The organism is Paenibacillus sp. MAEPY2 (genome assembly GCF_000499205.1).
GTDB lineage: Bacteria > Bacillota > Bacilli > Paenibacillales > Paenibacillaceae > Paenibacillus > Paenibacillus vandeheii.
The window spans coordinates 48578-69290 of record NZ_AWUK01000030.1 but is presented as its reverse complement, the minus strand read 5'-3'; the positions used below and the strand labels follow the sequence as shown (position 1 = coordinate 69290).

The 20713-nt window shown below is 48.5% G+C and carries 17 protein-coding genes; 14 read left to right on the top strand and 3 right to left on the bottom strand.

Features of this window, described 5'->3' with window-relative positions; all coding sequences use genetic code 11:
• Positions 1 to 26 precede the first annotated feature (26 nt).
• The 3 genes from P364_RS0121735 (at position 27) to P364_RS0121725 (ending at position 2467) form a co-directional block, all read left to right on the top strand.
• The gene (locus P364_RS0121735; RefSeq protein ID WP_024632181.1) at positions 27 to 1238 is read left to right on the top strand and encodes an MFS transporter; all 1212 of its coding nucleotides are present in this window, start codon (positions 27 to 29) and stop codon (positions 1236 to 1238) included.
• Positions 1239 to 1258: 20 nt separating this feature from the next.
• Positions 1259 to 1939, top strand: a complete 681-nt coding sequence (locus P364_RS0121730; protein ID WP_024632180.1) for an oxidoreductase — start codon at positions 1259 to 1261, stop codon at positions 1937 to 1939.
• 153 nt (positions 1940 to 2092) lie between these two features.
• Entirely contained in the window at positions 2093 to 2467 is a 375-nt protein-coding gene (locus P364_RS0121725; RefSeq protein WP_024632179.1) for a RidA family protein, read from the top strand.
• A gap of 105 nt (positions 2468 to 2572) precedes the next feature.
• Here the strand turns inward: P364_RS0121725 and P364_RS0121720 are convergent, their stop codons facing one another.
• On the bottom strand, positions 2573 to 3331 hold the full coding sequence (locus P364_RS0121720; RefSeq protein WP_024632178.1) for a tryptophan-rich sensory protein: 759 nt from the start codon (positions 3329 to 3331) through the stop codon (positions 2573 to 2575).
• 231 nt (positions 3332 to 3562) lie between these two features.
• Here P364_RS0121720 and P364_RS0121715 point away from each other — a divergent pair, with 231 nt between their 5' ends.
• Positions 3563 to 4510: an arsenic resistance protein gene (locus P364_RS0121715; protein ID WP_029881189.1), complete on the top strand. Its 948-nt coding sequence runs from the start codon at positions 3563 to 3565 to the stop codon at positions 4508 to 4510.
• Positions 4511 to 4588: 78 nt separating this feature from the next.
• Here the strand turns inward: P364_RS0121715 and P364_RS0121710 are convergent, their stop codons facing one another.
• Positions 4589 to 6220, bottom strand: coding sequence for a response regulator (locus P364_RS0121710; RefSeq protein WP_024632176.1), 1632 nt, complete (start codon positions 6218 to 6220; stop codon positions 4589 to 4591).
• A 5-nt stretch (positions 6221 to 6225) separates the two neighbouring features.
• Complete coding sequence (locus P364_RS0121705) at positions 6226 to 8052, bottom strand: cache domain-containing sensor histidine kinase (RefSeq protein ID WP_024632175.1); 1827 nt, start codon at positions 8050 to 8052, stop codon at positions 6226 to 6228.
• A gap of 143 nt (positions 8053 to 8195) precedes the next feature.
• On the opposite strand from P364_RS0121705, the gene P364_RS0121700 reads away from it, so the two are divergent.
• From P364_RS0121700 to P364_RS0121650, 10 genes are all read left to right on the top strand, one after another.
• A complete protein-coding gene (locus tag P364_RS0121700) occupies positions 8196 to 9077 on the top strand; it encodes a carbohydrate ABC transporter permease (RefSeq protein ID WP_024632174.1) in 882 nt (293 codons plus the stop codon).
• Positions 9078 to 9914 carry a carbohydrate ABC transporter permease gene (locus P364_RS0121695; RefSeq protein WP_024632173.1) on the top strand — a complete coding sequence of 279 codons (837 nt, stop codon included), beginning with the start codon at positions 9078 to 9080 and terminating at the stop codon, positions 9912 to 9914.
• Between the two features lie 402 nt (positions 9915 to 10316).
• Positions 10317 to 11615: an ABC transporter substrate-binding protein gene (locus P364_RS0121685; protein ID WP_024632171.1), complete on the top strand. Its 1299-nt coding sequence runs from the start codon at positions 10317 to 10319 to the stop codon at positions 11613 to 11615.
• Positions 11616 to 12025: 410 nt separating this feature from the next.
• A complete protein-coding gene (locus P364_RS0121680; protein WP_024632170.1) occupies positions 12026 to 12646 on the top strand; it encodes a TetR/AcrR family transcriptional regulator in 621 nt (206 codons plus the stop codon).
• 76 nt (positions 12647 to 12722) lie between these two features.
• Entirely contained in the window at positions 12723 to 14741 is a 2019-nt protein-coding gene (locus tag P364_RS0121675) for an alpha/beta fold hydrolase (protein WP_024632169.1), read from the top strand.
• Between the two features lie 228 nt (positions 14742 to 14969).
• Positions 14970 to 15923 (top strand): DUF1177 domain-containing protein, encoded by a 954-nt coding sequence (locus tag P364_RS0121670; RefSeq protein WP_024632168.1) that lies wholly within the window; start codon positions 14970 to 14972, stop codon positions 15921 to 15923.
• A gap of 98 nt (positions 15924 to 16021) precedes the next feature.
• Positions 16022 to 16693 carry an AroM family protein gene (locus P364_RS0121665; RefSeq protein ID WP_029881186.1) on the top strand — a complete coding sequence of 224 codons (672 nt, stop codon included), beginning with the start codon at positions 16022 to 16024 and terminating at the stop codon, positions 16691 to 16693.
• 19 nt (positions 16694 to 16712) lie between these two features.
• The gene (locus P364_RS0121660) at positions 16713 to 17666 is read left to right on the top strand and encodes an aminopeptidase (protein WP_024632166.1); all 954 of its coding nucleotides are present in this window, start codon (positions 16713 to 16715) and stop codon (positions 17664 to 17666) included.
• A gap of 225 nt (positions 17667 to 17891) precedes the next feature.
• Positions 17892 to 18524, top strand: a complete 633-nt coding sequence (locus P364_RS0121655) for an aspartate/glutamate racemase family protein (protein ID WP_024632165.1) — start codon at positions 17892 to 17894, stop codon at positions 18522 to 18524.
• Between the two features lie 403 nt (positions 18525 to 18927).
• Positions 18928 to 20460: a PucR family transcriptional regulator gene (locus P364_RS0121650; RefSeq protein ID WP_024632164.1), complete on the top strand. Its 1533-nt coding sequence runs from the start codon at positions 18928 to 18930 to the stop codon at positions 20458 to 20460.
• Positions 20461 to 20713: the final 253 nt, after the last annotated feature.

Here is a 20713-nt window from a genome sequence, read left to right as displayed (position 1 = left end):
CACGGCGCAAGGGTTCGACACAACGCATGAATTTATCCATTGCAACATGGGAGGGTGTACCGGCAATTATTTTGCAGACGTTGCTGGGAGGCCCGTTTTTAACCGGATTTCTGCTGTACCTTGGGGCCGGGTCAAGACATATTGGCTTTGTGCTCGCCATTACGACTTTTGTTAATATCGCCCAGATTGGAGCGGCTTACTGGATGCAGCGTATTCGGAGCCGCAAACGTATGCTTATATTGTTTGTGGGGATACATCGCATCCTGTGGAGTTCGACGGGACTGATCCCCTTCCTGTTTCCCAAGGAATGGTGGGTAGGCATTTATATTGGTGTGTATACGGTTGCATTCATAGCCAATACGATTGGTGGTATGATCTGGACCTCGTTGATTGGCGACATCGTTCCTGCCAAGGTAAGAGGGCGTTATTTCGGAATTCGAAACACGATTCTGAATGCACTTGGAAGCGTATGCTTATTTGCGGGAGGTATCGTTCTGGACCGTTTTCCCGGGGAAATGGGCTTCTTACTCTTGTTTATTCCTGTGTGGATTTGCGCTATCGCCAATACGGTAATTTATTTCTTTTATCCGGATGTGCCATTTGAACGTTCAACTGAAAAGGTTTTCTGGCGCATGTTCAAGAAGCCGTTCCAGGATCCTTCCTTTCTGAAGGCTGCACTGTTCCTCGCGGCCTGGTTACTGATCCAGACGTTGATCGTTCCGCTATTTTCCTACGTGATGCTTGACCTGCTTAACATTAATTATCAAACGGTATCCATCATCACCGTGGTCCAGACGCTTGTAATGATGGCCGGATTCTATATCTGGGGCAATCTGAACGCGAGATTCAGCAACAGAACCTTATTATTTTGGACATTACCGATCATTGCACTCTCCTGTCTGTCCTGGGGATTGATGTCGTTTATGCCTGTTTTGATAGCGCTTTTTTTATCTCATATCTTTCTCGGTATTGGTGTTGGAGGGTTCAACCAGCTTGCCTTCAACTTTACAATCGGTGATACACCGAAAAGCGAAAGACCAATGTTTGTTGCCGTTTATTCGGCTCTAACCGGAGTAACCTCGTTTCTTGGACCGCTGATTGGTGGCTGGTTGTATGAGAGAATGGAAACCTGGCCGGAAGCCTTGACCTGGGTTTCCGCCTATGGATTCCAAGTGGGTGTTGGTGCAGCGATGCTGGTCCTGACGTTTACACTTGGACGTCGTGTGCTTCTGAAATAGAGATATGTGGAGGGATGCACTTGGAAAATCACGAACGGCAAGCCCTTGTGATTGGAGCCACTGGGCTTGTGGGTGGGCTGCTCGTACGCAGCTTGCTTCAGAATCCGGCTTATGGCCGGATATGTGTATTGGTCAGACGTCCGCTCGAATGGGGACATCCAAAGCTGGAGCAGCATGTCGTGGACTGGGAACGACTTGAGGAGCAAAAGGATCTGTTTCGCGATGTTGATGACTTATATTGTTGCTTGGGCACAACCATTAAAAAAGCCGGCAGTCAGGAAAACTTCCGCCAAGTGGATTTACACTATCCCGTAAAAGCTGCCAAACTTGCCAAAGAGCACGGTGTATCCCAGATGATCGTCATTTCTTCCATGGGAGCCGATCCCGGGTCACGTGTATTTTATAGTCGGACCAAGGGAGAGATGGAGGAGGCGTTATCGGCTATCGGTTTCCGTTCACTGCATATTTTCCGTCCATCGTTAATCCTCGGAGATCGCAAAGAAAAACGGTTAGGTGAGCAGTTGGCAGCTCATGTTATGACATTTCTGGATCGCTGGATGAAAGGCAGAGTGGATAAATACCGCGCAATCCAGGCCTCCACCATAGCCCGGGCCATGATGAACATTGCACTTGTCCAAACCAAGGGAAAACATGTGTATTCTAATGACGTTATCCATGTACTTGGGTTGGATGAGTCCTGAGATGTTCATGGTTTCTCCTATAGGTATGAATGCTACGGATAGACATTTCTTTTCGTGCCTGGGGCGGGATCGTGGTATAATAAGCTTCAAAAATGAGTTCGAGGCTTGTCTCCTCTCGGCGGCAGGACAGCGAACATGAAGGAGAACTCGTCCATGAAAAAACCAATCTCTACCGATCAGGCGCCAGGCGCTATTGGTCCATACAGCCAGGCTGTTGAAGCAGGCGATTTCATCTATACTTCCGGTCAGCTTGGTTTGAACCCGCAAACGGGAGAATTTGGAGCCGATGTACAGGAGCAAACTCGTTTGTCTCTGAGCAACGTGAAGGCTATTCTCGAAGCAGCAGGCACGAGTATGGACAAAGTCGTAAAAACGACTGTTTTCCTGAAAGACATGAATGATTTTGTTCCGGTGAATGAAGTGTACAGCACGTTCTTCGAACAGCCTTATCCGGCACGCAGCGCAGTTGAAGTTGCCCGTCTGCCGAAGGATGCTCTTGTGGAGATTGAGGTCATTGCCCTCAAATAGGGGAGACTGATATTCTCCAAGCAAGGAAAAATTACATAAAAAGCCGATTTTGGTCACAGTTCACACATGACCAGAATCGGCTTTTTTTATATAAACAGATCGGGATTAATCCCGATCCTGATTACGGGCGAAGAACAGCCATACCGCATAAATGGCCAGTACAATCGCAATGATAATTGCCGTATAATATACGGAAGTAATGTCTTTTTGTTTGAGTGCGATGGCAATGTATGCCCATGTAAAGACAAGTGGGTACACACTATCCCGGTAAGGAAAGCTCACCAGTACAGCCAGCACCAGACCTACAATTAACATGATGATAGTCCAGGTGGGTTCACTGAGTCCGAAGCCATCCCAGCCGATTTTATATAATAATACAGCCGCATTGATAATGGTTGCCACGCTCACCCACCCAAGATATATGCTGAACGGCAGCTTCACGAGCCAGACTTCGGCAGTTGTGGGAAGGGTGATTGCACGCGTCTTTACATATAACATGATCAGGGATAGCAGCAGCAGAACGATGACGACTAATGCGAGGCCGATTTTGAGATTTTGAAAAGCAAAGATCCACGCTACATTAAAGGCACAGCTTGCTAGAAACCAGTAACCGAGACGGGTAATGGAGTCCCTTTTCCACGAAGAGGGAACGAATTGATAGATGACAAAGCCTGCGAGCAGCAGATAGATCAGTCCCCATATGGAGAAAGCATAGCCCGAAGGGGTAAGCAATACAGGGTACATATCCGAAACTTCCTTGTTGGTCCTGCCTCCGATCGGCAGTGCGTTGGAAAGGTAGTTTACGACGATAACAGCGATAAACCCAATCGCGTTTAACCACTTGTATGGATTGTTACGTGACATTGTGTTTCCTCCTTGGTTTAACAAAAATGAATGAACCACGGGTCAGTCTACAATGAATTACCCAGTTCTTTTGCATTCTAATAAGAAGCCGCAAAAAATTCACAGGATCGTGGTCGGGCTATCCTGCGGTTTGCCGCTCTCTTATTCTCTTTGCTACGTCTCAATGTACGCTGATTGACGCGGAAATATGTTCACTTTTAAGGAGGAAGATGGTTGTTTACAAGAGAAACGATGGAGAAGCAACAAACGTGGTTTTATATCGCTGCCCTGTTCGTAGGAGCGGCGATTGGGCTGAGTACCTCTGAATGGGGAACAGCGCTGCATTATACGGTTTCCCCTGTGCTTGCCATTTTGCTATACAGCATGTTTTCACAGATTCCTTTTTTACAGCTAAAAGAATCCTGGTCCAACCTGCGATTTATTGGTGCTTTGCTGGTTGCTAATTTTATCATTGTACCTGTGGTTGTGTGGTTGTTACTCCTGGCATTTCCGCAACCTCCTGCCGTACTCATAGGCGTTTATCTGGTGCTGCTTACCCCTTGCATTGATTACGTCATTGTTTTTACACAGCTGGGCCGGGGCAATGAGAAATTGATGCTGGCAGCAACGCCAATCCTGTTTGTTATACAAATGGTTTTATTACCGGTGTATTTGTGGTTGTTCCTTGGGAAGGAGGCAGCACAGGTCATGCAGGTGGGGCCTTTCGTGGAAGCTTTTCTATTCCTGATCGTAATACCGTTGCTGTTGGCTATTCTTACGCAAGTCGTGACCCGAGGCAAAGCCGGAGGAGAACGGGTGATGAACGCGACCGCTTGGCTGCCTGTACCCATGATGGCTCTGGTATTGATTGTCGTTGTCGCATCGCAGATCGGGAAGGTCTACAATGATTTTGCTGTAATTGTGGATGTACTACCCATCTATATTAATTTTCTGATCGTTATGCCCTTCGTGTCACGAATCGTTGCGGCTCTATTCCGATTGGATACAGGCGCAGGAAGGGCCGTTATTTTCAGTGCAGGGACCCGAAATTCGCTCGTCGTTCTGCCATTGGCACTAGCACTGCCCCCGGAGTGGGCCACAATTGCTGCCGCTGTAATTGTAACCCAGACGATTGTGGAGTTGGCGGGTGAGTTGATCTACATTCGTATTGTTCCTTCCGTCATATTACGGGATCGTTGATCCCTTAGAAAAGAAAAAGGGGCTATCCCAGAGCCATAAACAATGGCGGGATGCCCCTTTTACAGTTCAGGAGACTCATTAAACATTTCCGTCAGATAACGTTTTGCGGTACTCCCCCGGTGTGATGCCCTCCATTTTTTTGAACACTTTGCTGAAATACTTCTCGTCCTGATAGCCGACCATCTCCGAGATCTTTGCAATTCGTAGGAAAGGGTTCTGTAACAGCAGCTTAGCGTTATTGATTCGCAGCTTGCCCAAATACTCTGACCAGTTTAGCCCAAACTGCTGCTTGAATTTGCGTGAAATATATTCACGACTCAGGTAGAACCGTGCAGCAATCTGCTGCAGAGACAGGTCCTCCTGATAATGGGCATCCATATAACGTGCAATCTCACTCATCGGGTCCGGTGTGGCGTGATGATGTGCAGTGAGGGCCTTTCCGGCTGCGAGCAGCCGCTGTTCCAGCAGAGAACGGAGCAAGGGCAGTGATAACAGCCCTTCACGATCCAAAGGTAACTCGGCGAACGGAATCGGTTGTTCCTCTATCGCTTCATCTTCCTCCTTCGGTGGGGCGCCTGCGGCATCGTCGAGCCAACGGCCAATCATCCATTCCATTTCATCCACCCATTGCTGTATCTGCTCCGCTGTTACTACATCGAGCCGGGTGATAGGTTCCATCCACTCTGCAACCGCATTGGACACGCTGGTAGCGCGCCCACTCATAGACGCGAGTCGTAAGGACTCCTCAAAGGCGGATAACCGCAGCCCCTTGTTTCCGATGGAAGACTCCAATGTATCGTGAATACACTGCTTCGTTTGCAAAGCATTGCGTCGCCATAACCGCAAGCTTGCTTCCTGATATGCTCCCGAGGTTCCGGTAGGCTGAAATTCACAGCTGGATATTCCAAAATGAAGGCGGCGCTGGATGGTCTGCTCCAGACCATCATTCACTTTTTCGAGAATGGTTTGCAGGGATGAACACTGACCCCAGTACAGGAGAACGACCTCATCCGGTTGGTCAAGCTGGCGGAACACGACACCTTCGGCGGGTGGAGATAACATCTCTGCACAGATATTCAGTACGGAGAATACGAGCAGATCAGGCTGGCTGCGATATTTTGCCAAACATTGAGCATCGAGATGGGAAAGGCTGGTGACAGCCACACTGCAACTGTCGATCTGCTTGGGCAGATTTAATTCATCCCGCAGCCGCTGGAATTGGGTATTGTTGCTTCCACGTCCAACGACAAGCTCAGTAAGCAGTCTGTCATGATAATGCGGACGCATCTGATTGACCACCATGGATTGTCTTGTGGACTGCATCCGAACGGCATCGGCTTCTTTCCAGGCATCGACTGCCCTAAACAAAGATGAATTCAGTTCGTCTGCTTCGACTGGCTTGAGCAGGTAGTCCGTACCACCATATCGAATCGCATGTCTGACCAGTTCAAAGTCATCATAACCGCTGATAACCAGTACCTTGCTATGCGGGGCATGAACAGATATCCATTCAAGCAGAGCCATACCGTCCTTGCCAGGCATTCGCATATCGCTGAGTACAATTTGCGGTTGATGGGCCGTGATGGCAGCGACCGCTTCGTGACCATCTGCCGCTTCATACAAGGTATCAATTCCTGCGGTTTCCCATTGACCAAGCAGCTTAATTGCATCGCGGACGTGTTTTTCATCATCGACAATCAAGGCTTTCATGTTGTTCACTCTCCCGCGTATAGTTTGACTATAATCTCTACACCATTCGGTTCCAGATTGCTGATCGTAAGCGTCGCATTGTATCCCGGAGGTGAGTTCAGTTGGAGTCTGCGCATCACGTTACGTAGTCCGATCGACTCGGTCTCGTCCATTTCCTGAGAGGAATCGGAGGATGTGGACGCCAGACGCAAGCTACGCTGAATCTCGGACAACTTCTCTTCCGGGATGCACGGTCCGTTATTTTCCAGATGAATCTGAATCCAGTTGTCAGTCGTTCGGTGACTGGATATGCGTATCCTGCCTTTGCCAGGCTGAACATCGGCCCCATGCTTGAAGTAATTCTCAATTAAAGGTTGTAAGGTCATTCTTGGCATTTCGGCGCGCAAGGTATCTTCGGAAAAATCCAGTTCGACCTCCAGACGGTCACCGAACCGCTCTTTTTGAAGTTCCAGATAGAGCCGTGCATGCTCGGATTCTTCGTGCAAAGTGACCCGAGTCTGGTCACGCATGCTGTAGCGCAGCATTTTGGATAGGGAAGAGAGCAGCACATACACCCGCTGTCCTTGCTGCTGAAGCGCCAAAGTACCGATGGATTGTAATGTATTATACAAAAAATGGGGATGAATCTGGGCTTGCAGTGCTTTAAGCTGATTCGTTTTATTCGCAATTTCCAGGCGATATTCCCGCAAAATCAAATTGTTCACTGTATCCATCATATCCCGGAAATGACGAGACAGCACACCGATCTCATCCCGACTCGTTAACCGGATATCCACATGCAGGCGTCCAGCCTGAATCTGATTCATATAACGCATTAATTGCTTCAGAGGTCCGGTGATGCGGATCGAGATGAACAGGGTTGCCACAATGACCAATAACAGCGCGGCAAGGGCGATCATGGCGTTATTCCACGTTAATGTGGTGGCACTTGCGTACAACGTTTCATTCGGAATCTGTTTTACAATGGTCCAGTTTGCAAATGGACTGCCTAACTGTTGGTACACATACATCGAATGATCTTGTTCAAAATGCCCTGAAGCGGTCTGCGCTGTCCCTTCGTCGGAACGTGCCAAATTGAGTTCAGTCGCCGCCTCCTGTCGTAATGCTTCCGTTCCACTAACTTCCGACTTTCCTTCGTAAATAATCTGGTTCCGATTGTCGATGACATAGATCTGTTCCTTTGCCGGATCATACAATCTGCTGCAAATTTCGGCAATGGTATCCATGTTCAAATCGATGGCGAGCGCACCCAAGCGTTCTGTCGAAGGCACATCCTTGATCACACGGTGGAGGGTGATCACTGTTCTTGGAGGGTCATCTGCTGACGCTGCCTTGAAGCCGTAGGAATGACTAAGGTGCGCCGATTCGACCCAGATATCCGGATTTTTATCGTCCGATTTTCCATGAAGCGTGTCGGAGTAGGCCTGTTTGCGCTCTTCCCGCTTCGGGAAAGGATTTGCAATCAATGTCGATTGATTGGCAGCAAAGGAGTGCAGATATAGCTGGAATACATCGGGCACAGCCGAGCGTATCGTCTGCAGGGTGGTGTATACCTCTGCAACTGCGCGGTAGTCGCCGGGGATTTTCGCCAGATTCCGCAGAAAATTCGGATCATTGTACACAGCCAGCGAAGCTCTTGCCACGTTATCCACGTAATTGTTGAGATTGGTGGATGCCTGAAAGATCAGGCGTTTGTTCTCGGCGACGGCCTGCTCGCGCAGGGCGGTCTTGGTCTGGATAAACGTCATGCTGATGGATGCCAGCAGCGGAATCGTTGTGGCAATGAGCATAAAAGCAATTAGCTTGGTGCGAATACTGTAGTATTTTGACATCGTGACACCCCTTCTGGTTGCAGGTTAAGAAAGGACAATATTTTACACCCAACTGTTCACCAGGGTCGGTGTTTCCCTGTGCGAGATTGGGGTTTAATAGAACAAGAGACCAATTTCATCCATCTATAGAAGGGGAGAACGATATGAAGCATCGCAAATCTTCACAGCTGTTACAGCAGCTTGTGTTCGTGGGTCCCTCCATCGTCTTTTTTATTCTCATTATCGTGGTCCCTTTCCTGCTTGGCATGGTGTATTCCTTTACCGACTGGAACGGGGTGTCAGCGAACATTCATTGGGTAGGATTCGACAATTTCAAGCAAATTTTCTCGAATGATCCCAAGTTTCTATCTGCGTTTTGGTTTACGGTACGCTTCACCTTGGTAGGTGTAATCTTGACCAATGTGATCGGTTTTTTCCTGGCGTATTTCCTGACCAAACCGCTCAAGACGAGAAACTTTCTGCGCACGATCTTTTTTATGCCTAACGTGATCGGTGGATTGTTGCTCGGCTTTATCTGGCAGTTCATATTTGTGAAAGGGTTTTCAGCAGTAGGCGACGTGACCGGATGGTCCTTCTTCAACCTCCCATGGCTGGGAGATGAACCGACCGCCTTCTGGGGTATCGTCATTGTATTTGTCTGGCAGACTGCAGGTTATCTGATGGTCATCTACATCTCGTCCTTGACCAACGTATCACCCGATCTGCTGGAAGCTGCTGAAATTGATGGTGCCAGCCGCTGGCAGGTACTGCGCAGCATTATTTTCCCACTCATTATGCCGGGAGTCACGATCTGTCTGTTCCTTGCTATCTCCTGGTCATTCAAAATGTTCGATCTCAATCTGTCGCTAACCAAAGGCGGACCGTTTGGATCAACAGAGTCGGTAGCACTGAATATTTACAATGAGGCTTTTGTTAACAATCGGTACGGCATCGGTACAGCCAAAGCACTTGTGTTCTTCGTAATCGTTGCCATTATCACCATGATTCAGGTGCGTGTGACGAAGAGCAAGGAGGTGGAGGCATAGATGGATACGTCAAAAAATTATCGTTTCAGTACCATTGTAACCGAGATTGTTATGATACTCATTGGTTTAATGTTCCTGGTTCCGTTTTACTTCCTGTTTGTCAATTCGGTCAAAACATTCGGTGACCTGCTTACCAATTCGGCCGCATGGCCGGAAGTGTTCCAATGGGGCAACTATGCGAACGCTTGGGAGAAAATCAAATTCCCGTCAGCGCTGATGAACTCGCTCATCGTCACCGTAGTCAGCAATCTGCTGCTGGTGTTGATCAGCTCCATGGCCGCCTACCGAATGGTACGCAGCGATACCCGGTTCAACCGGATTTTGTTCGGCATGTTCATTGCCGCCATGGTGATTCCGTTTCAGTCTATCATGATTCCACTCGTTACTGTAACCAGTAATCTTGGACTGATCGACAGTCTGTTCGGGCTCATCATCTGTTATCTCGGTTTTGGCGCACCGATGTCCATCTTCCTGTTCCACGGATTCGTCAAATCGGTTCCGCTCGAAATTGAGGAAGCGGCACGAGTGGATGGAAGCTCCGCTTACGGCGTGTTCTTCCGGATTGTATTCCCGCTCATGAAGCCGATGTATGTTACCGTCATTATCCTGAATACACTTTGGATCTGGAATGACTATCTGCTGCCATCCCTGATACTGCAAAGCTCGAATTTGCGTACCATTCCGATTGCGACCTTTGCGCTCTTCGGACAATATACGAAGCAATGGGATCTAGCCCTGCCTGCACTGGTGCTTGGCATCATGCCAATTATCATCTTTTTCCTGCTGATGCAGAAATACATCATTCAGGGGATTACCGCCGGATCAGTTAAAGGGTAAGTGCGGGGTAGGAGCCGCTCCGGGATCATGTGCGCTTTCGGTCGCTGTTGCTCCTCGGTGGCCTGAATAAATTAAGGCAAAGAAGCCACCGAGTATCAAAGGCGAGCGCTCCGCTCCTCCAGCGCATCATGATCCCTCCGCTCTAACCTCGCACGAAGGGTGCAAAAGGAGTCATGCCCGCATAACATGGGCCTGACTCCTGAAAGAGAAGTGAACAAGTGCAAAAAGTTCAAAAAGGGAAGATCAAGTACAAAAAGATGTAAAGCAAAATTGGTAAGGCAAAGAGGTATGCAAGAGCGGGCCGCTCCGGGATCATGTGCGCTTTCGGTCGCAGTTGCTCCCCGGTGGCTGCATAAAGCCAACAAGCTGTTATACTGAAACTACTATAGGGAGAGTGTATGTATGAAAAGAATGACCAAGTTGACGTTGCTTATGCTAATTGCTTTTTCCGTAATGCTCGCAGGTTGTGGCAACGGAGATAAGAGTGGAAGTCCTGTAAACACAGACGCCCAAAGTGGCGGAGAGGCTGCTGCAGGAGAGAAAACCATTAAAATATTTCAATTCAAAGTCGAAATTGCGGAAGCGCTTAACCGTCTCAAGGCGGAATATGAGTCCTCCCATCCAGGCATCAAGCTGGACATCCAGACCGTGGGCGGCGGCAGTGACTATGGCGCTGCACTGAAAGCCAAGTTCGCTTCAGGTGAACAACCGGACATTTTCAACGTTGGTGGATATCGTGAACTGGACACATGGCTCGAATACTTGGAAGACCTGTCAGGTGAGGCATGGGTAAAAGATGTGCTTGATGTTGCCAAAGAGCCGATGACCAAAGACGGCAAACTGTATGGACAACCGCTGGCACTGGAAGGTTATGGCTTCATTTACAACAAAGACCTTTTCAAAAAAGCAGGCATCACTGAAATTCCAACCACATTGGAACAATTGGATCAGGCTGCACAGAAACTTCAAGCCGCAGGTATTACCCCGTTCTCCAATGGATATCAGGAATGGTGGGTACTCGGCAATCATAACGTAAACGTGGCATTTGCGAATCAGGCAGATCCGGTGAAATTTATTCAAGGTCTTAACGAAGGAACGGAGAAAATCCCTGGTAACCAAGTGTTCACGGATTGGATGAACATGCTCGACTTGACGCTGAAATACAGCAACAAAAACCCACTGACAACTGATTACAATACACAAGTGACTCTGTTTGCAAGTGGAGAAGCGGCGATGATGCAGCAAGGGAACTGGACTCAGGTACAGATTGATGGAATTGATCCGAATCTGAATCTCGGCATTCTGCCAATGCCAATTACGAATGAACCGAATGACAAATTGTTTGTTGGCGTACCGAACTACTGGGTTGTGAACAAGAATTCGCAAGTGAAACCGGAAGCGAAAGAGTTCCTGGAATGGCTCGTGACATCGGATATCGGTAAACAATACATGACCAAAGAATTCAAGTTTATCCCTGCGTTCAGCTCGATTCAGGCATCCGAAGAGGATCTGGGTGACCTCGCAACTGATATTATGAAATACAGCCAAGAGAACAAAACATTAAGCTGGAACTTCAACCGTTTCCCTGAAGGTGTTCCACAAGAATTTGGCAGCACGATTCAGGCGTATGTAGCAGGCAAATCGGACAAAAAAGCTTTGCTTGATGCATTGCAACAAAACTGGGATAGTCTGAAAAAGTAAACGAACACGGATCACTTATCCGTATAAGTAAAGTATAAGGAATCTCAATCTTGAATGGTTATCCACATACTAGTATCCACAGGCTTCAATTCATTTCGCAAATGATTTGGATAAGTAGTCCACTCTAATAGGTCAGCCAGAATTCCATTCTGGTTGGCCTGTTTTGTTAGTTTTGGGGCTCCACGATCGCAGATCGGAAGAACACAATAAAAAAATGCTTCAGAAATGTGGATAACCCCATCATATCTGGAGCTTCATTGACTTATTTAACACAGGGTTAATACTATATGTGGATATCCTGTGTGTACAGCGTTCCAAATGTGGACAAGTACGACAAATTTCGGGCAAAGAGCATCTTTTGTTAACGGCAAAACTTGTATTTGTTTAATTAGTACTGTATAGTTCTAAATATGACAAATGAAAAATCAATCTCCGGATCTTTAAAATCCAAGAGTTCCAATCCGGTCAATCGGACCAAGGCAGTGGAAGTAGCCGCTCAGTTATTTTTGCGTCAGGGATACAGCTATGTCAGCATGGATGAGGTCGTGCGGGCAAGCGGGGTATCCAAATCGAATATCTATTACCATTTCAAAAACAAGGAGGAATTGCTCCAGGCCGTGGTACAATACTGGATTGCTCAGTATGAATCAGAGCTATACCTGCTGCTTAGTCAGCGGGAACGAGAGGTGACGGAGCGGATTTATTCGTTTATAGCGTTACTGTCCGCAGGCATGGAAGGGCGCGATTATAAAGGAAGCTGTCCCTTTATTACACTGTACATGCAGACACCAGCCAGCGCACCCGAGGTAAAGGAAAGCATAGCCCGTTTCTTCCGTGAGCTGCAGCCCATAATGGAAAAGCTGGTGCAGCAAGGGATGGATCGTGGGGAATTCCGCAAGGGGATTGAGCCGGGGCCAGCGGCTGCATTATTTATTGCAGCTTTGGAAGGTTCACTTGTACTCGCGGAGACTGCACGTGATATAGGAATTATTGAACAATCAGCACGTACATTTTGTCAGATGCTTCGGTAAACGAAGCTCTTTTTTTGACCACAACTAGTACTATATAGTACTAAAATAAATGTTGATGAAAAGGGAGAGATTAGAAATGAGTGTACATACTTCGTCATTTTCAAACGCAGAACGTAAGACTGAAACTAATTCGGCTAAGAACAACATGGCGACTGAATCAAGAACTATTTTGATGACGGGCAGTACCGGATTTATAGGTAAAGAGGCAGTAAAACAACTTTGGAACAGTGAGGCGCAGTTAGTGCTGCTTGTGCGCTCTGAATCCAAAGCAAGGATGGTTCTGAATGCATACGGAGTAACGAATTTCAGCCGGATAACCTGTATTCAGGGGGATTTGTCAGCTCCTGGCCTCGGCCTAACCAAAGCCGATCGTGAGCGTGCTCTTCAGGCCAACATCATTATTCATGCAGGTGGAACGATGGATGTCACATTGCAACCGAAGGTGGCAGAAAAGATTTTTATGAATGGAGCAAGAGGCATTGCCGAACTCGCCGAAGATATTCAGCGCAAACACGGATTGAGGCACTTTATCCACGTGGTTGGTTTTATGAGTCCATATGGAAGGAAGAACTCTCCGCCCATATCATCAGCCAATGGAGATGCTGGGGATAAGTCGAACAGACAGAAATCATGGATGAGCAAAGCGTTCCATTCCGAAAGTGCCTATGAGCATATGAAATTCGAAGCGGACCGTTATATTCGACAGCACGCTGAGCAGCATTCATATGTCTTATCTGTTGTAAACCCGAGTACGGTCGTCGGTCCATATCCCACAGGTGCAACTGAACAAACCGGCGGAATTGGCATGATGATACAAGCGATGAGAAGGCGTAGAATGCCGGTGATTCCTGGTGGCCTACAGCATTGGCTGCCCCTTGTATCCAATGATGTGGTGGCACAGACTCTCGTTTTTCTGACTCAGGACAGCAATCCATCCGGCGGCACATATCCCTTGTTGTCCAGAAAAGCGGACAGTCCGGATATGAAGGAACTGATTCGGCTACTTGCGGCAGAGTTGGATGTATCTGCACCTCGATGGTCAGTGCCTCTGCCCATGATCCATGCAGCGATGAAGGCTGGTGGCACAAAGATCAGCGGAATACCGCCCGAATCAATTGCGTTTATTACCAAACATGAGTTTGAAGTGCAGCAGACGGAGCGGTTATTTCAGCGAATGGGACTAAAGTTGCCTGAAGTTAGCGAGCTATTGCCTTACGTGACAGCCGATTTGGATTATCGTTTCAGCTATCCTGCACAGAATGATCTGCCTCAAGGCTGGACTTGGACGCGCAAGGGCAATCTGGCGGTGCTGGTCCATGAGGGTCAGGGTGACCCATGGGTGATTGTTCATGGTTTGATGAGCAGTGCTGACGATATGATTCCTCTGGGAGATGCGTTATGGAGTATGACGGGAAACCCGGCATGGCTTGTGGATCTTGCCGGATTTGGGCGTTCTCCAGTTCATCGGAACAGGGGAAAAGGGATGGCTTTCAAAGGACAGGTCGAGGCGGTTCGAAGTGTTCTGAATGAGGTACAAGGTCCAGTCAAACTGATAGGACATTCCGTTGGGGCAGCGATAGCCGCAATGGTCATGCAGGAGAGTGTGAGGGAACATATTCAGCTCGCCATGCTGCAACCCGTGTGGGGAGAATCGAAGGACAGAATACAGCGCCTGATATCAAAGTTCCCGAGAAGAATGCTGCAAGGAATGTTATCACGGATGACCCCACAGCAAGTGGTCGAGCAGCTAAAGAGCACAGATGCTTCTGAGATCAATCCAACCCTGCTGGAAGGCTATGCGAGGAGTGCTTCTTCTGGTTTGAAGTCTCCCCGCATCGCAGGAGCGAATGCTGATTTGCTCCACTGGATACAGTCTCATTCCAATGATAAAGTGTCGCAGACAAGTGCAGATACGCAGCGCACACTCATGATGTGGGGGACAAACGATAAGGGATACGCGCGCCCGGAAAATCTCCATTCATCCGTCCAACAAGTGGAACTGCCCTATGGACACCAATTTCCCCTGTTTCATGCGGAAGAAACAGCTTCACTGCTTGTGGAATGGCAAGTGAAGGGAAGGTACGCGAAAAAATGAAGTGTGCATTCCCGAAATAACACAATATTCAGGTCGCTCAAGAACAAAATGTTAAATTATATTACACATACAGTTAGATAAAATGAATGAAAGCGTTATTTTCACTCCCATTTATACTTGTCGCACAAATAAACGATGCTCATTTTGGCAAGGCGGTACATTGTGACCCTCTTCTGAACTGCGATAGACTTGATTTCAAGATCAACAGCTAAGAGGAGGATGTGTACGATGCCACTTCAAAAAACGTTATTGGCACTGGACGCGCTGGACAGCGCTTATGTAAATGGTGAGAGTGTAAAGCAATTATTTGTTCAATATCCACAGGTTTCGGTTGAAGTGCTGACGGTACAAGGGGAAAAGGGAAGTACGGATTTTGTCAAAATCATCATCCCGGGTACGGACGGCAAGTTGTCCGGAGGGCAGGCCCCGACGATGGGAATTGTCGGACGGCTGGGTGGAATTGGTGCCCGTCCAACGCGTATCGGACTCGTCTCGGATGCCGATGGCGCTGTCGCTGCTGTTGCAGCAGGACTGAAACTCGCCGATATGCAGACCAAGGGTGATTCGCTCAAGGGAGATGTCATTGTGACGACGCATATCTGTCCGGATGCCCCTACTCTTCCGCATGAGCCGGTTGATTTTATGGACTCCCCGGTCGACATTTTGCAGATGAATGAGCATGAGGTTCTGCCCGAGATGGAAGCCATTCTGTCCATTGATACCACCAAAGGAAACCGGGTGATTAACCATAAAGGCATCGCCATTTCGCCAACGGTGAAAGAGGGATACATTTTACGGGTAAGTGACGATTTGCTTCGAATCATGGAGATGACCACAGGACAGCTGGCTGTGACTTTCCCGATTACGACGCAGGATATTACGCCTTATGGCAATGACTTATACCATATCAATTCCATTTTGCAGCCAGCTGTGGCTACCCATGCACCCGTTGTAGGCGTAGCTATAACCGCTCAATCAGCAGTCCCTGGATGCGGCACAGGAGCGAGCCATGAGGTTGATATTGCAAGCGCAGTTCGTTTGGTCGTGGAGACAGCCAAGGAATTCACGAATGGCACCTGTTCGTTCTACAATGAGGAGGAATATAACCTGATTACTCGTCTGTATGGATCGATGAAAGTGCTTCAGACCCCGGGGATACAGCAGGCCGCTCCTTCTGCATAGTTTAATCCGAGAAGGTCACGATTGAAGCGGCAGGTAGAAATGCTGCTATGGATAAACGTGGCATCTACCAGCCGATCTGATATGTAGGAGGCTATAAGATGATTAAGCAGCTTGGCATGATTACGATTGGACAAGCTCCACGGACCGATGTTGCGCCTGTCATCGAGAAGCATCTGGAGGGGCGGGCCGAACTTGTTCAGGTCGGGTTGTTGGACGGACTGTCGGCAGCACAGATTGCTAAGCTGGCACCGGAGCCTGGTGATTATGTCCTGACTTCTCGTCTGCTGGACGGCAGTGCAGCCACCGTATCCCGTGAAAAAATCAGGCCGATATTGGATCGCAAAATCCGTGAGATCGAAGCCTTGGGCATCTCCAATATTTTGTTGCTGTGCACAGGTTCATTCCCGGGTCTGCGTTCAGCCAAGGTGCACCTTATTGAACCTGATCGCATTATTCCTCCAGCCGTACAGGCCATGGCCGATGGGCGACGTCTCGGGCTTATCGGGCCATTACCCGAGCAAGGGGGACAGCTCGATCTGAAGTTTTCTTCCCTGGTCCAGCCTGCATTTGCCGCAGCTTCTCCCTATACATCCGGCGAAACTGAATTCCGTCAGGCGGCTGAATCACTGAAGGGACGTGTTGAACTCATTTTACTGGATTGCATGGGGTATGATGAGCGCCACCGTCAGTGGGTTGCCAATGCCAGCGCAGGAATCCCGGTCATTTTGTCGAATGCTCTAATGGGTAAGCTAGTAGCGGAAATGGTCTGACACAGGAGGAGACGAACAGATGAATCAGCAACGAATTGACGTCAGTAAAAATGTTTTGGTGGAATGCCTTGGACTTCGCAGTGGTGAGACGCTGGCTGTCGTGGCGGATGATGCCAAGAGAGAACTGGCCGAATCGATATATGAGGCTGGCAAGGCATTGGGAGCGGATGCGGTGCTTATGGTGATGAAGGAACGAAGCAAATCCGGTGAAGAACCGCCTGCACCGATCGCCGAAGCGATGAAGCGTGCAGATGTTGCCGTATGCGTAACCCGCTATTCACTAACCCATACGCAGGCTCGTAAACAGGCGGCAGCTGCTGGGACTCGGGTAGCGACGATGCCGGGGATGACGGACGATATGTTCATGAACGGCGCTATTACCGCAGAATATCCCAAAGTGAAGGCTTTGACAGATAAGGTCACAGCCATGCTAAGTGCAGGCAGCAGCGTCCGTATCGAGAAAGATGGACACCAGCTGTCGTTCTCCATACAGGGACGCAATGGCGTACCGAGTACAGGAATGTACCTAAAGCCAGGTGAGTCCGGGAATTTGCCTTCCGGCGAAGCGTATATCGCCCCCGTTGAAGGCATTGGAGAGGGTGAAATCCTGGTGGATGGCTCAATCGCAGGAATAGGTGCGATCAGCGAACCTATTCTATTGACGGTTAGAGAGGGCCGCCTTATTAAGGCAACTGGCGCTGAAGGAGACAAGTTGTTATCCATGCTGGGGAATGGTGATGGTCGAATTCTTGGCGAATTCGGCATTGGTACCAATGACAAGGCACGAATCACAGGTGTTGTCCTGGAGGACGAGAAAGTCTACGGTACGATTCATGTTGCCTTTGGCAGTAACAATACCTTTGGTGGCACAGTTGCAGCTGGTGTTCATATTGATGCCGTTGTGCAGAAGCCGGATGTGTACATTGATGATGTGTTGATTATGCGTCAGGGAGAATTGCTCGATCAGAAATAGAACAGAAAAATCAAGAGATATCCTTGTGGATCAAAGAAAAGGTGTATGAGAGCGTACACAACATATCCACAGTGGGGACCGATGCGTAAATTACGCGGTAGTTTTGGCGACAAATACACAACATATTCACAATATATAAATAGTTATCCACATAACTGGGGGTAACTATCAACAGTTTGTGGGTAACATATGCACAAGATATCCACAGCCTGGGGAGGAATGCCGATGTTGGGTCTTATCAGAGTGATTACGCTTCATCATGAAGAGGATATCCACAGACACGGGGCATTGATTGAAGGGCGATATGGCATTCCGGTTCGGAGTCGCTGTATTCCCGATCAACCGCTGGGGGTATATGATCACACCACAGAGCTTCAATCGATTCCCAAAATTGTGGATCTGGCGCGGGAACTCGAACAGGAAGGCTGTACCGCTATCGGTATCAGTTGTGCAGCCGATCCAGCTCTTGCAGAAATTCGTGCCGCTGTTCACATCCCCGTCTATGGTGCTGGATCATGTGCTGCACATCTTGCGCTTACATCAGCAGCGCGTGTAGGTGTATTGACCATCCTGGAGGAAGTGCCACTCCTGATTCGAGGAATACTGGGTGATGCCTATATTGGGATGGAGCGTCCCGAAGGTGTGGTAACTACGCTGGATCTCAACACGCCACAAGGGCGAATTGCGGCTATGGAAGCCGCCAGAAGACTGAAGGCGGAGGGCGCCGAGTCCATCGTTCTTGCGTGTACCGGTTTTGCCACGATGGGTTTTGCCATGGAAGTGGAAAAAGAACTGCATATCCGAGTGCTTGACCCGATCTATTCATTAGGGGCAGCCGTATCTGCATTGAATGTCTGATCAAGGGCGTGCGGGATGTGTACTATTGGCTGACTTTTAGGTTTGTAGGGTTTGATTCTAACGCCGATGCTAGGGGGAATAACTGCATCGGCGTTATTTATGTTGGATAAAGGGTTGCCGGGTCTGATGGGAGTAGCGCGGCGAATGTATGCAAAGGGGGTGTGTATAATGTATTCTGTTTTATTTTGATATGACGCGATAAAGTAATGAGTTTATTTTTAATATCGTTAACTACATCTAACAACGTATTATTGTTACTTTATTTTGTGAAATCATTTCATGGTATATGGATATCACAGAATTTCCCGTTTTTTTTGAATAGATAGTCTGGTAAACTATCCAAAAAAATGAGATGCAGTATGCAAGAATGATATGCAAATCTGGCTCAGGGTGGTCGATAGGCTTGAAAACGACAGGTATAACATTGAAAGAACTGTTGAATATTCCTATACTCAGCAAGGCCAAAGTCATTAGCGGACACCAGGGATTGGATCGGGTTGTGCGGTTCGTGGATATTATGGAGGTGCCCGATCTGCAAGGGTGGTTGCGAGAAGGCATGCTTATGCTGACGACAGCCTACTCAATTCGCGATAATCCAGGGTTGCTCGGAGAACTGATTTATACGCTTAATGAAGCCGGGGCTGCTGCTTTGGCCATCAAGCCAGCGCGTTTCCTCAAAGAAATCCCGAAAGAAGCCGTTGCAGCCAGTAATGACTGCGGTCTGCCCATCATTGAGATTCCTCCGGAAATACCCTACATGGATATTACGCAGCCAGTTATGGAATTGGTACTGGATCGACAGGCCGCACTGCTCCGCAGGTCAGAGGAAGTATATCGGACGCTGATGACCATGGTGCTTGAAAACAGCGGAATTCAGGCTGTAGGGGACAATGTGGCTGAACTGCTTCAGGCACCTGTAGGTGTTATCGATAATGCGGGACAGATGATTGTGTCTTCACCACCGGATTATGACTGGAAGGAAGCTTTGGACCCACTTGTATGGGAGATTAATCTGGATCGGCGCAAGGTTGCCCGGCTGCTGGTGGACAAGGACTCCCTGGATGAGATGGAACAAGTCGGAATTGAACAGGCCAGACTGGTACTATCGCTGGAATTGATGAGGAACAAGGTGGCGGAAGATACCGAATTGCGTCTTCGAGGCAATTTCATCGACGAGCTGCTGACACCCCCTCTACTGCTACCGCATGAAGCTGAATCGAGAGGTCGCAAGCTGGGCATGAATCCGGATCATTTATGGGAAGTGGCCGTGATGGAAGGGGAGACGGCTCCGGATGAAGACCTGTTGACCGAATTGCTTGGTCAGGAGGCCAGAAAACGGAGAGTAGCGCCTCATATTGAGTTCCGGACCAACAGGGCAGTCCTCTTTTTGCCAACACCGGAGTCCAGGGATGCAGTGTGGATGGATGACGTTCAATCTTGGACCGATACCATTGGGCTATGGCTCGAAGATCCGGCCAACAAGCTTGGACAGTTCAGGACAGGCGTGGGCACCCGGGTTCCACTTTGGAATATGCATCAAAGCTATGGCGAGGCCAGGAATGCCCTGATGGTATCCTCCCGTTTGTCGGGTGGGCGTACAACCCGATTTGAGGATGTGGAGGTATATCATTTGCTGAGTGAAACGGCGAATGATCCGGGTTTTGCAGCATTGTTTGAGCGGAAGCTGGGAAAATTGCGGGCTTATGACGATGAACACAGTGGTGACTTGCTGCGGACCTTTTTTTATTATCTGGAAAGCAGGGGGAGCCTGATCGAGACAGCCAATCGCCTCTATATTCACCGGAATTCCGTGAAATATCGGCTGGAGCGAATCCGGGATATTACGGGCTTTGACCTGAACCAGCCGCGTGAACAATTTGTCTGTCATCTGTGTCTTGTGTATTACTACATGAAGCAGGATAAACAAGAGGTGTAGGTCCTGCCCACCGGGCACTTGCTTCTACAGCAAAATCAACAATGGAGGATATGGTAGATATAGGTCGAAAAATAGCGAACTATGTCTTAGAGTGTAATTTAACATGACATTAATAGGAGACATTAGTGCACAATCGACAAACGGTTGTGCTTTTTTTTAGCTAAAAGGGACGTAGTTCGACGCAAGGATTATAGGTAAAATAAGCACAATTACAAAGAAGAGACGGATAAACAGACAAGTTTTCAAGCCTGGA

What these genes read in the sequence shown, in the direction of transcription:
- P364_RS0121725 (WP_024632179.1), top strand. Translation starts at nt 2,093, where the DNA reads ATGAAAAAACCAATCTCTACCGATCAGGCGCCAGGCGCTATTGGTCCA.
- P364_RS0121710 (WP_024632176.1), bottom strand. Translation starts at nt 6,220, where the DNA reads ATGAAAGCCTTGATTGTCGATGATGAAAAACACGTCCGCGATGCAATT.
- P364_RS0121670 (WP_024632168.1), top strand. Translation starts at nt 14,970, where the DNA reads ATGCCACTTCAAAAAACGTTATTGGCACTGGACGCGCTGGACAGCGCT.
- P364_RS0121720 (WP_024632178.1), bottom strand. Translation starts at nt 3,331, where the DNA reads ATGTCACGTAACAATCCATACAAGTGGTTAAACGCGATTGGGTTTATC.
- P364_RS0121685 (WP_024632171.1), top strand. Translation starts at nt 10,317, where the DNA reads ATGAAAAGAATGACCAAGTTGACGTTGCTTATGCTAATTGCTTTTTCC.
- P364_RS0121715 (WP_029881189.1), top strand. Translation starts at nt 3,563, where the DNA reads ATGGAGAAGCAACAAACGTGGTTTTATATCGCTGCCCTGTTCGTAGGA.
- P364_RS0121660 (WP_024632166.1), top strand. Translation starts at nt 16,713, where the DNA reads ATGAATCAGCAACGAATTGACGTCAGTAAAAATGTTTTGGTGGAATGC.
- P364_RS0121665 (WP_029881186.1), top strand. Translation starts at nt 16,022, where the DNA reads ATGATTAAGCAGCTTGGCATGATTACGATTGGACAAGCTCCACGGACC.
- P364_RS0121735 (WP_024632181.1), top strand. Translation starts at nt 27, where the DNA reads ATGAATTTATCCATTGCAACATGGGAGGGTGTACCGGCAATTATTTTG.
- P364_RS0121655 (WP_024632165.1), top strand. Translation starts at nt 17,892, where the DNA reads ATGTTGGGTCTTATCAGAGTGATTACGCTTCATCATGAAGAGGATATC.
- P364_RS0121675 (WP_024632169.1), top strand. Translation starts at nt 12,723, where the DNA reads ATGAGTGTACATACTTCGTCATTTTCAAACGCAGAACGTAAGACTGAA.
- P364_RS0121705 (WP_024632175.1), bottom strand. Translation starts at nt 8,052, where the DNA reads ATGTCAAAATACTACAGTATTCGCACCAAGCTAATTGCTTTTATGCTC.
- P364_RS0121700 (WP_024632174.1), top strand. Translation starts at nt 8,196, where the DNA reads ATGAAGCATCGCAAATCTTCACAGCTGTTACAGCAGCTTGTGTTCGTG.
- P364_RS0121695 (WP_024632173.1), top strand. Translation starts at nt 9,078, where the DNA reads ATGGATACGTCAAAAAATTATCGTTTCAGTACCATTGTAACCGAGATT.
- P364_RS0121680 (WP_024632170.1), top strand. Translation starts at nt 12,026, where the DNA reads ATGACAAATGAAAAATCAATCTCCGGATCTTTAAAATCCAAGAGTTCC.